At 63.2% G+C, this 10,806-nt stretch carries 10 protein-coding genes; all 10 read left to right on the plus strand.

Annotation, left to right across the window (positions count from 1 at the left end):
- Window positions 1-186 precede the first annotated feature (186 nt).
- The 10 genes from benA (at window position 187) to VF716_RS15190 (ending at window position 10,548) form a co-directional block, all read left to right on the plus strand.
- Window positions 187-1,548: a benzoate 1,2-dioxygenase large subunit gene (gene benA / locus VF716_RS15145; RefSeq protein WP_026012457.1), complete on the plus strand. Its 1,362-nt coding sequence runs from the start codon at window positions 187-189 to the stop codon at window positions 1,546-1,548.
- A 2-nt stretch (window positions 1,549-1,550) separates the two neighbouring features.
- Window positions 1,551-2,039 (plus strand): benzoate 1,2-dioxygenase small subunit, encoded by a 489-nt coding sequence (gene benB, locus VF716_RS15150; protein ID WP_011912829.1) that lies wholly within the window; start codon window positions 1,551-1,553, stop codon window positions 2,037-2,039.
- A 10-nt stretch (window positions 2,040-2,049) separates the two neighbouring features.
- Complete coding sequence (benC, locus tag VF716_RS15155) at window positions 2,050-3,060, plus strand: benzoate 1,2-dioxygenase electron transfer component BenC (RefSeq protein WP_049341567.1); 1,011 nt, start codon at window positions 2,050-2,052, stop codon at window positions 3,058-3,060.
- Window positions 3,061-3,132: 72 nt separating this feature from the next.
- Window positions 3,133-3,909, plus strand: a complete 777-nt coding sequence (locus VF716_RS15160; RefSeq protein WP_011912831.1) for a 1,6-dihydroxycyclohexa-2,4-diene-1-carboxylate dehydrogenase — start codon at window positions 3,133-3,135, stop codon at window positions 3,907-3,909.
- 107 nt (window positions 3,910-4,016) lie between these two features.
- On the plus strand, window positions 4,017-5,363 hold the full coding sequence (locus VF716_RS15165; RefSeq protein WP_011912832.1) for an MFS transporter: 1,347 nt from the start codon (window positions 4,017-4,019) through the stop codon (window positions 5,361-5,363).
- Between the two features lie 28 nt (window positions 5,364-5,391).
- Entirely contained in the window at window positions 5,392-6,513 is a 1,122-nt protein-coding gene (locus tag VF716_RS15170) for a muconate cycloisomerase family protein (protein WP_011912833.1), read from the plus strand.
- Between the two features lie 14 nt (window positions 6,514-6,527).
- Window positions 6,528-6,818 (plus strand): muconolactone Delta-isomerase, encoded by a 291-nt coding sequence (gene catC, locus VF716_RS15175; protein WP_013982442.1) that lies wholly within the window; start codon window positions 6,528-6,530, stop codon window positions 6,816-6,818.
- Between the two features lie 71 nt (window positions 6,819-6,889).
- Window positions 6,890-7,828, plus strand: coding sequence for a catechol 1,2-dioxygenase (gene catA, locus VF716_RS15180; protein WP_200631222.1), 939 nt, complete (start codon window positions 6,890-6,892; stop codon window positions 7,826-7,828).
- Window positions 7,829-7,955: 127 nt separating this feature from the next.
- Window positions 7,956-9,179, plus strand: coding sequence for a benzoate/H(+) symporter BenE family transporter (locus VF716_RS15185; protein WP_440552784.1), 1,224 nt, complete (start codon window positions 7,956-7,958; stop codon window positions 9,177-9,179).
- A 106-nt stretch (window positions 9,180-9,285) separates the two neighbouring features.
- Entirely contained in the window at window positions 9,286-10,548 is a 1,263-nt protein-coding gene (locus VF716_RS15190) for an OprD family porin (protein WP_125873222.1), read from the plus strand.
- Window positions 10,549-10,806 lie beyond the last annotated feature (258 nt).

Genomic DNA, 10,806 nt, shown 5'->3' on the forward strand with positions numbered 1-10,806 from the left:
CGGCCGCATCCGCTACGCCCATTCCTCCCTTCGCTGATCGCCCTCAGCGCGTCGCTGCAGGCGCGGCATCCGTCTGCCTGCGTGTTGCAGAAAACGGATAGAGATGCTGCAGAAAACGGATATTGATGCCGTTCCCCCCGCCGTAGCCTTCATCACGTGGAAACAATAACAATGGAGGCCCCGGCCATGTCCCTGGGAATCGACTACCTTGATTCGCTGCTCGAAGACGACAAAGAGAAGGGCATCTTTCGCTGCAAGCGGGAGATGTTCACCGACCCTCGGTTGTTCGATCTGGAGATGAAGCACATCTTCGAGGGCAACTGGATCTACCTCGCTCACGAGAGCCAGATCCCCGAGAAGAACGACTACTACACCACCCAGATGGGGCGTCAGCCGATCTTCATCGCGCGCAACAAGGAGGGTGAACTCAACGCCTTCATCAACGCCTGCAGCCACCGCGGTGCCATGCTCTGCCGCTTCAAGAGCGGCAACAAGGCGACCTACACCTGTCCGTTCCATGGCTGGACCTTCAACAACTCGGGCAAGCTGCTCAAGGTCAAGGACCCCAAGGAAGCCGGCTACCCCGACAGCTTCAACTGCGACGGCTCCCATGACTTGAAGAAGGTCGCCCGCTTCGAGTCCTACCGCGGCTTCCTCTTCGGCAGCCTGCGCGAGGACGTCGCCCCGCTTGAGGAATTCCTTGGCGAGTCACGCAAGATCATCGACATGGTGGTCGATCAATCGCCGGATGGCATCGAAGTGCTGCGCGGCTCGTCCACCTATGTCTATGAAGGCAACTGGAAGCTGCAGGCCGAGAACGGCGCCGATGGCTACCACGTCACCGCCGTGCACTGGAACTACGCCGCCACCCAGCAGCAGCGCAAGCTCAAGGAAGCCGGCGACGACATCCGTGCGATGAGCGCCGGCGGCTGGGGCAAGAAGGGCGGTGGTTTCTATTCCTTCGAGAACGGCCATCTACTGCTCTGGACTCGCTGGGACAACCCGGAAGATCGCCCGCTGTATGCCCGTCGCGAGGAGATGGTCGCCGAGTTCGGCCAGGCCCGTACCGACTGGATGATCGAGAACTCGCGCAACCTGTGCCTCTACCCGAACCTGTACCTGATGGATCAGTTCGGCTCGCAGCTGCGCATCGCCAAGCCGCTGTCGGTGGACAAGACCGAAGTCACCATCTACTGCATCGCACCCAAGGGCGAGAGTGCCGAAGCGCGGGCGCGGCGCATTCGTCAGTACGAAGACTTCTTCAATGTCAGCGGCATGGCCACGCCGGATGACCTTGAAGAGTTCCGCGCCTGCCAGCAGGGCTTTGCCGGTCGCGCCATGGAATGGAACGACATGTCCCGCGGTGCCAAGCACTGGATCGAGGGAGCGGACGATGGCGCCCGCAGCATCGACCTGCAGCCGATGATGAGCGGTGCGCGCACCGAGGACGAGGGCCTGTTCGTGCTGCAGCACCACTACTGGCAACAGCAGATGATCAAGGCCGTGAAGGCCGAGCAGGAACAGCTGATTCACGTGGAGGGTGCATAAAAATGAGCATCGCCTACGAAACCGCGCGTGACTTCCTCTACCGCGAAGCGCGCTACCTCGACGACAAGGACTGGGACAGCTGGCTGGAACTGTATGCCGCCGACGCCACCTTCTGGATGCCGGCCTGGGACGACGCCGACCAGCTCACCGAAGATCCGCAGCGGGAAATCTCGCTGATCTGGTACGGCAACCGTGGCGGCCTGGAAGACCGTGTGTTTCGCATCCGCACCGAGCGCTCCAGCGCCACGATCCCAGATACACGCACCTCGCACAACATCAGCAACCTGGAGCTGATCGAGCAGGGCGAGGGCTTCTGCAAGCTGCGCTTCAACTGGCACACGATGAGCTTTCGCTACAAGACCGTCGACCACTTCTACGGCACCAGCTTCTACACGCTCGACACCCGTGGCGAGAGTCCGCTGATCAAGCACAAGAAGGTCGTGCTGAAGAACGACTACATCCGCCAGCTGATCGACGTCTATCACCTGTGAGGGCAAGGCCATGACTCACCAGATCGCATTGAATTTCGAGGACGGGGTGACCCGCTTCATCGAGGCCAATCTTGGCGAAACCGTCGCCGACGCAGCCTACCGCCAGGGCATCAACATCCCGCTGGACTGTCGCGACGGTGCCTGCGGGGCCTGCAAGTGCCTCGCCGAAGCCGGGAGTTATGACCTCGGCGAGGAATACATCGAGGACGCGCTGAGCGAGAACGAAGCTGCGCACGGCTATGTGCTGACCTGCCAGATGCGTGCCGAGAGCGACTGCGTGATCCGCGTGCCGGCATCCTCGGATGTCTGCAAGACCACGCAGGCCAGTTACCAGGCGACCATCAGCAACGTGCGCCAGCTGTCGCAGAGCACCATTGCGCTGTCGATCAAGGGCGAGTCGCTGAGCCAGCTGGCCTTCCTGCCTGGGCAGTACGTCAACCTGCAGGTGCCGGGCACCGACCAGACCCGCGCCTACTCGTTCAGCTCGCTGCAGAAGGGCGGTGAGGTCAGCTTCCTGATCCGCAACGTGCCGGGCGGGCTGATGAGCAGCTTCTTGAGCGGCATGGCCAAGGCCGGCGACAGCCTCACCCTGGCCGGCCCGTTGGGCAGCTTCTATCTGCGCGAGATCAAGCGGCCGCTGCTCTTGCTGGCCGGCGGCACGGGCCTGGCGCCTTTCACTGCGATGCTGGAGAAGATCGCCGAGCAGGGCAGCGCGCATCCGCTGCACCTGATTTACGGCGTCTCCAACGATTTCGATCTGGTAGAGATGGACCGTCTCGAAGACTTCGCTGCGCGCATTCCGAACTTCACCTACAGCGCCTGCGTGTCCAGCTCCGACAGCCAGTACCCGCACAAGGGCTACGTGACCCAGCACATCGAACCCAAACACCTCAACGACGGCGAGGTGGACATCTACCTGTGCGGTCCGCCGCCCATGGTCGAGTCGGTCAACCAGTTCATTCGTGAGCAAGGCCTGCAGCCGGCCAACTTCTACTACGAGAAGTTCGCCGCCAGCGCCTGATCCACCGGTCGCAGGGTGGGCAACTGCGCCGCATTGCCCACCGAATCCTCGCCATTCCAGAGGTTTGGGTAGATGAACACACGATTTCAGAACAAGGTCGCGGTGATCACCGGCGCGGCCCAGGGCATCGGTCGCCGTGTCGCCGAGCGATTCGTCGAGGAAGGTGGCCGGCTGGTGGCCGTGGACCGTTCCGAACTGGTCCATGAACTGGCCGATCAACTGGGGCAGGGCGCCGAGGTACTGACCCTGACCGCCGATCTCGAGCAGTTCGCCGACTGCCATCGGGTGATGGATGCCGCGAAAGAGCGTTTCGGCCGTCTCGACATCCTCGTCAACAACGTCGGTGGAACCATCTGGGCCAAGCCCTTCGAGCATTACCAGGAACATGAGATCGAGGCCGAGGTGCGTCGCTCGCTGTTCCCCACGCTGTGGTGCTGCCACGCCGCGCTTCCGCACATGCTGGAGCAGGGCGGCGGGGCCATCGTCAATGTCTCATCGATCGCCACGCGCAGCCTCAACCGGGTGCCCTACGGTGCGGCCAAGGGTGGCGTCAATGCGCTGACCGCGTGCCTGGCCTTCGAGAACGCCCAGCGGGGCATCCGCGTCAACGCCACCGCACCCGGCGGTACCGAGGCGCCACCGCGGCGTATTCCACGCAACGCAGCCGAGCAGTGCGAGCAGGAAAAGATCTGGTACCAGCAGATCGTCGATCAGACGGTGGAATCCTCGTTGATGAAACGCTACGGAACCATCGACGAGCAGGCCGGCGCGATTCTTTTTCTCGCGTCCGATGAGGCCTCCTACATCACCGGCGTGACACTGCCGGTGGGTGGTGGCGATCTCGGTTGAGCAGTACCCGGGCCGGCTCGACCGGTCAAGGCCAAGGCACATCGGCGGCGCGGTGATCCATCGCTGCAGCCGATCCGCGACTAACAAAAACAATAGAGAGTCTTGCCATGCGAAAAGTAGACGTTCACGACATCATCGATAACGCACGCTTCAACCGCTTCCACTGGCTGGTGGTGTGCCTCTGCGCACTGCTGCTGATCTTCGACGGCTACGACCTGTTCATCTACGGCGTGGTGCTGCCGGTGATCATGAAGGAGTGGGGGCTGACCCCGCTGGAAGCGGGCGCACTGGGCAGTTATGCGCTGTTCGGCATGATGTTCGGCGCACTGGCGTTCGGCACCCTGGCCGACCGCATCGGCCGCAAGAAGGGCATCGCCATCTGTTTCGTGCTGTTCAGCAGCGCCACCGTGCTCAACGGCTTCGCCAGCACTCCTATCGAGTTCGGCATTTTCCGCTTCCTCGCCGGGCTCGGCTGCGGCGGGCTGATGCCCAACGTGGTGGCGCTGATGAACGAGTACGCGCCCAAGCGGCTACGCAGCACGCTGGTGGCCGTCATGTTCAGCGGCTATTCGCTGGGCGGCATGCTGTCGGCCGGCCTCGGGATCTACATGCTGCCTCGCTTCGGCTGGGAAGCCATGTTCTTCGCCGCCGCCGTGCCGCTGCTGCTGTTGCCGGTGATTCTCTGGTATCTGCCCGAGTCGGTCGGCTTCCTGGTGCGCCAGGGCCGAGGTGAGCAGGCGCGGGCGTTGCTGGCCAAGGTCGACCCGGGCCGCCAGCTGAGCGCTGCCGACGAGCTGGTGATGACCGATGTGAAGGGCAAGAGTGGCTCGGTGCTGGAGCTGTTCCGCGAAGGCCGTGGCGTGCGCACCTTCTCCCTGTGGCTGGCGTTCTTCTGTTGCCTGCTGATGGTTTACGCGCTGGGTTCCTGGTTGCCGAAGCTGATGGCCAACGCCGGATACAGCCTCGGTTCGAGTCTGTCGTTCCTGCTCGCGCTGAACTTCGGCGGCATGGCCGGCGCCATCCTCGGCGGCTGGCTGGGCGATCGATTCAACCTGTCGAAAGTGGTGGTGGTGTTCTTCGCCGTGTCGGTGGCCTCCATCAGCCTGCTGGGCTTCAAGACGCCGATGCCAGTGCTTTACACGCTGATCTTCATCGCCGGTGCCACCGTAATCGGCACGCAGATCCTGCTCTACGCGACCGCCGCGCAGTTCTATGGCTTGTCGATCCGCTCCACCGGTCTCGGCTGGGCCTCGGGCATCGGCCGCAACGGCGCCATCGTCGGCCCGCTGCTTGGCGGTGCGTTGCTGGGCATCAACCTGCCGCTGCAACTGAACTTCATCGCCTTCGCCGTGCCGGGTGTCATCGCCGCCCTGGCCATAGCCGTCTTCGCCATCTCCAGCAAGCGCAGCGGCACGCCCGCGCCGGTGGTGATGACGGCAGCGGCCAAGGCCTGATCACTGAACCTTCAACACGGATATCGCCATGAGCCCCATCCTGATCGAACGCATCCAGACGATCATCGTCGACCTGCCGACCATCCGCCCGCACAAGCTGGCGATGCACACCATGCAGCAACAGACGCTGGTGATCGTCCGTGTGCAGTGCAGCGACGGCATCGAAGGCATCGGCGAGGCCACCACCATCGGTGGCCTGGCCTACGGCAACGAGAGCCCGGAAAGCATCAAGCAGAACATCGACAGCCACCTCGGCCCGCTGCTAGTGGGCCAGGAGGCCGCCAACATCAACGCCGCCATGCTGCGCCTGGACAAGGCGGCGAAGGGCAACACCTTCGCCAAGTCCGGTGTCGAGAGCGCATTGCTCGATGCTCAGGGCAAGCGTCTTGGTCTACCGGTCAGCGAGCTGCTCGGCGGTCGGGTACGCGACAGTCTGGAAGTGGCCTGGACCCTGGCCAGCGGCAATACCGCTAAGGACATCGAAGAGGCCGAGCGCATGCTCGATATCCGCCGTCATCGCATCTTCAAGCTGAAGATCGGCGCCGGCGAGGTGAATGCCGACCTCAACCATGTCATCGCCATCAAGCAGGCCCTCGGCGAGCGCGCCAGCGTGCGCGTCGACGTCAATCAGGCCTGGGACGAGTCGGTGGCGCTGCGCGCCTGTCGCGTCCTCGGCGACAACGGCATCGACCTGATCGAACAGCCGATCTCGCGGATCAACCGCGGCGGGCAGGTGCGCCTGAATCAGCGCAGCCCGGCACCGATCATGGCCGACGAGTCCATCGAGAGCGTCGAGGATGCCTTCAGCCTGGCGGCCGACGGTGCGGCCAGCATCTTCGCGTTGAAGATCGCCAAGAACGGCGGCCCGCGTGCCGTGCTGCGCACCGCGCAGATCGCCGAAGCGGCAGGTGTCGCGCTGTATGGCGGCACCATGCTCGAAGGCGCCATCGGCACCCTGGCCTCGGCGCACGCCTTCGTCACCCTCAACAGGTTGACCTGGGGCACCGAGCTGTTCGGCCCGCTGCTGCTCACCGAGGAAATCGTCACTCAGGCGCCGGTCTACCGCGACTTCCAGCTGGAAGTGCCGCGCACGCCCGGTCTTGGCCTGAGCCTGGATGAAGAGCGCCTGGCGTTCTTCGCCCGTAAGTAAGAGGAGGACCCGAGATGCTCTTCCACGTGAAGATGATCGTGAAACTGCCGGTCGACATGGATCCGGCCCAGGCCGCCAAGCTCAAGGCCGACGAGAAGGAACTGGCGCAGAGCCTGATGCGTGAAGGCAAGTGGCGCCACCTCTGGCGCATTGCCGGCCAGTACGCCAACTACAGCGTGTTCGACGTCGCCAGCGTGCAGGAACTGCACGACACCCTGATGCAGCTGCCGCTGTTCCCCTACATGGAGATCGAGGTCAACGCGCTGTGCCGCCACCCGTCCTCGATTCGTGACGACGACCGCTGATCCCGTCCGAACTGGGGTCCGCACCGATCGCTGAACCCGTGCAACGACAATTACAAAACGAGGCCTGAGCCATGACTGTGAAAATCTCCCACACCAACGACGTGCAGCAGTTCTTCAAGGAAGCCAGCGGCTTCAACAACGACGCGGGTAGCAGCCGCCTGAAGACGGTGATCAACCGCGTCCTGGCGGACACCGCAAGGATCATCGAAGACCTGGAAATCACCCAGGACGAGTTCTGGAAGGCGGTGGACTACATCAACCGTCTCGGCGGTCGCCACGAAGCCGGCTTGCTGGTCGCCGGACTCGGACTGGAGCATTACCTCGACCTGCTGCAGGACGCCAAGGACGAACAGGAAGGACTGGTCGGCGGCACCCCGCGCACCATCGAAGGTCCGCTGTACGTCGCCGGCGCGCCAATCGCTCAGGGCATCGCGCGCATGGATGACGGTAGCGAAGACGATGTCGCCACTGTGATGTTCCTGCAAGGCCGTGTCCTCGATCCGACCGGCGAGCCGCTGGCCGGTGCGGTGGTCGATCTCTGGCACGCCAACACCAAGGGCAACTATTCCTACTTCGACAAGAGCCAGTCCGAGTACAACCTGCGCCGGCGGATCGTCACCGACGAGAACGGCTATTACCGCGCGCGCAGCATCGTGCCGTCCGGCTATGGCTGCTCGCCCGACGGGCCGACCCAGGAGGTGCTCGACATGCTCGGTCGTCACGGCCAGCGGCCGGCGCACATTCATTTCTTCATCTCCGCGCCTGGCCATCGTCACCTGACCACGCAGATCAACCTGGCTGGCGACAAATACCTCTGGGACGACTTCGCTTACGCCACGCGCGATGGTCTGGTCGGCGACATCCGCTTCATCGACGATGCCGAAGCCGCACAAGCACGGGGCGTGCAGGGGCGTTTTGCCGAAGTGGATTTCGACTTCCAGCTGCAGAAGGCGCCGGCCCCGCAAGCCGAGCAGCGCAGCAAGCGGCCACGGGCGCTACAGCAGGCCTGACGGTCCCCGCGGTGTCCGGACTCCCGGGCACCGCAGCGGCGCTGCACCGGTAATGCAGCCGCTTCATTCATAACAAGAGTGATCCGGGCGTCCGCCACGGATCGCCAGGCCTGCCTTGCGAGGCGACATGAAAGCTCTGATGAAAGACTTCTCGCTCTCCGCCGTGGTTGCCGGCTTTATCGCGACCGTGATTTCCTACGCCGGTCCGCTGGTGATCATCTTCCAGGCGGCTAAGGCCGCGAATTTGCCGCATGACGTGCTCTCGTCCTGGGTATGGACCATCTCCATCGGTAGCGGCGTGCTCGGCATTCTGCTCAGTGTGCGCTACCGGGTTCCCATCATCATCGCTTGGTCGGCACCGGGCTCGGCGCTGCTGGTAACCATGTTGCCGGATATCACGCTGAACGAGGCGGTCGGCGCCTATATCGCCACCAGCGTGGTGGTGCTGCTGGTAGGACTGTCCGGCGCGTTCGACCGGATCATCAATCGCCTGCCGGCCGCCATCGCCGCGGGCATGCTGGCCGGCATCCTGTTCCGTTTTGGCACCGGGCTGTTCGTCTCGGTCAAGGAACAACCCTGGCTGGTGCTGGCGATGTTCGGCACCTATCTGCTGTTCAAGCGTGCCTTGCCCCGTTACGCCGTGCTCGCCGTGCTGGTGGTCGGTGTGACGATCACCATCGCCTCGGGTGAGTTGCGCAGTGATGCACTGGTCATCGGGCTGGCGACGCCGGTATGGATCGCCCCGGAGTTCAGCTGGCAGGTCATCCTCAATATCGCCTTTCCGCTGGTGATGGTGGCGCTGACTGGACAGTTCGTGCCTGGCATGGCGGTGCTGCGCAACGACGGCTACGAGACGCCGGCCAGTCCGCTGATCAGCAGCAGCGCACTGGGTTCGCTGCTGCTGGCACCGTTCGGCTGTCACGGATTGAACCTGGCGGCGATCACGGCGGCGATCTGCACGGGCCGGGAGTCGCACGAGGATCCGTCCAAGCGTTACGTCGCAGGAGTGTCGGGTGGCGTCTTCTACCTGGTGCTGGGCATCTTCGGGGCGACGCTGGTTTCGATCTTCAGCGCATTCCCCGCCGCGTTGATCGCCGCGCTGGCCGGCCTGGCGCTGCTCGCGGCCATCGGTGGGGCATTGAGCGCGGCAATGGCCGTGCCCGCCGACCGTGAGGCGGCCTTGATCACCTTTCTGGTCACCGCATCGGGCATGTCCTTCCTCGGGCTGTCGGCGGCGTTCTGGGGCCTGATCTTCGGTATCGCCGCGCATCTGTTGCTGGGCCTGCGCAAACCAATCCCAGCGGTCGCGTCACCCCCGGCTGTTGGCCGCAAGGAACAGCCGGCTCGGTGACCGCCCCGGTAATCGAACCACTCACCCATGACGAGCTCGTCGCGCTCCCCGGCTGCTGCCGGGGGAGCGGCTGCGTGCACCCTGAAAACAACAACAAGAGAGTTAGATGATGCAGAAGGTATCCATTTCCCGACTCACCCTGGCTGCTGGCATGACGTCCATGATTTCTCCGGCGTTTGCCGCAGACGCCGGCTTCATCACGGACGCCAGGGCAACATTGCAGGCGCGTAACTACTATTTCAGCCGGGACTTCTCCGACATTGTCGGCCCCAATCAGCAATCGAAGGCGGAGGAGTGGGGGCAGGGGTTCATTCTCAACTTCAGGTCGGGCTATACCCCTGGAACTGTCGGCTTCGGCGCCGACGCCATCGGGCAGCTGGGAATCAAGCTCGACAGCAGCCGTGATCGCAGTGGTACCGGCCTGCTCCCGGTTGGGGGCGATGGCCGCGCGCCGGATGAGTACAGCCGCATGGGGGTGGCACTCAAGGCAAAGGTGTCGAAGACTGAACTGAAGGTAGGTGAGCTGCAACCCAATCTGCCAGTGCTGACCTTCAGTGATATTCGGCTGCTCCCGCCCACCTATCAGGGCGTCAGCATCGTCTCCAATGAAGTCGATGGGTTGACCCTGCAGGGCGGTCGTTTGCGCTCGACCAGCCTGCGTAACGAGGCCGGCGATGACCGGATGCGGGCCATGCTGGGCCGAACGCCTCAGGCAGCACTCAGCGATGCGTTCAACTACGCCGGCGGCGATTACGCATTCAATGGCAAGCGCACGTCTTTCGGCCTCTGGTATGCGCAGCTCGAGGACATCTATAACCAGAGCTACATCGGCCTGAAGCATAGCGAACCGCTCGGCGACTGGATTCTGGGCGCCAACCTCGGCTACTACGATTCGCAGGCCGACGGCGGCAAGCTGGCCGGCAATGTGGACAACCAGGCTATCTGCTCGCTGCTGTCGGCAAAGCGAGGCGGTCATACCTTCTATATCGGCTATCAGGCCATGTATGGCGACAGCGCTTTTCCCCGCGTCTTCGCGAACGTCTCGCCTCTGGGCAATGAGGTGCCCACCTATGAGTTCGCCGAGCGGGACGAGCGCTCCTGGCAGGCTCGCTACGACTACGATTTTGCCGCGATGGGCAGGCCTGGTCTTATCGCGACGGTGCGTTATATCACCAGCGATAATGTGAGCACGGGAATGGGGTTCGAAGGTACGGCGCAGGAGCGCGATCTGGACATCGGCTACACAGTGCAGAGCGGTCCGCTCAAGAATGTGGGTATCCGCCTGCGCAACGTGGCGGCGCGCTCGAATTACCGCAGCGATATCGACGAGAACCGTCTGATTCTCAGCTACACGCTCACCTTGTTTTGAGTAGGTTGCCTCGCATCCAGCTGCTCGCTCGGTGCGAGGCAAGGTGGGCTACACTAATTCCCGCATAACCGAAATAAACGGTTGACGGCTGTTTTCAGGTGCCTATAATGCGCACCACTTCCGGCGCAGTCCTCAAGCAAAACCTCTTGTAAATCAAAAGGTTAGCTAAATAAAAAGGGTTGCACTGGTGGCGGATTCGAGTAGAATGCGCCGCGCTGACAGGGTGGTGGTTGAGTCCTGTTGGTGGCTTCGGTCGGG

The sequence above is a fragment of the Stutzerimonas sp. Brlt_14 genome (assembly GCF_051948915.1).
Taxonomy (GTDB): domain Bacteria; phylum Pseudomonadota; class Gammaproteobacteria; order Pseudomonadales; family Pseudomonadaceae; genus Stutzerimonas; species Stutzerimonas stutzeri.

Bases quoted from the DNA above. Each gene is read 5' to 3' on its own strand.
- catC (WP_013982442.1), top strand. From the start codon at position 6,528: ATGCTCTTCCACGTGAAGATGATCGTGAAACTGCCGGTCGACATGGAT.
- benB (WP_011912829.1), top strand. From the start codon at position 1,551: ATGAGCATCGCCTACGAAACCGCGCGTGACTTCCTCTACCGCGAAGCG.
- VF716_RS15165 (WP_011912832.1), top strand. From the start codon at position 4,017: ATGCGAAAAGTAGACGTTCACGACATCATCGATAACGCACGCTTCAAC.
- benA (WP_026012457.1), top strand. From the start codon at position 187: ATGTCCCTGGGAATCGACTACCTTGATTCGCTGCTCGAAGACGACAAA.
- benC (WP_049341567.1), top strand. From the start codon at position 2,050: ATGACTCACCAGATCGCATTGAATTTCGAGGACGGGGTGACCCGCTTC.
- VF716_RS15160 (WP_011912831.1), top strand. From the start codon at position 3,133: ATGAACACACGATTTCAGAACAAGGTCGCGGTGATCACCGGCGCGGCC.
- VF716_RS15190 (WP_125873222.1), top strand. From the start codon at position 9,286: ATGATGCAGAAGGTATCCATTTCCCGACTCACCCTGGCTGCTGGCATG.
- VF716_RS15170 (WP_011912833.1), top strand. From the start codon at position 5,392: ATGAGCCCCATCCTGATCGAACGCATCCAGACGATCATCGTCGACCTG.
- catA (WP_200631222.1), top strand. From the start codon at position 6,890: ATGACTGTGAAAATCTCCCACACCAACGACGTGCAGCAGTTCTTCAAG.
- VF716_RS15185 (WP_440552784.1), top strand. From the start codon at position 7,956: ATGAAAGCTCTGATGAAAGACTTCTCGCTCTCCGCCGTGGTTGCCGGC.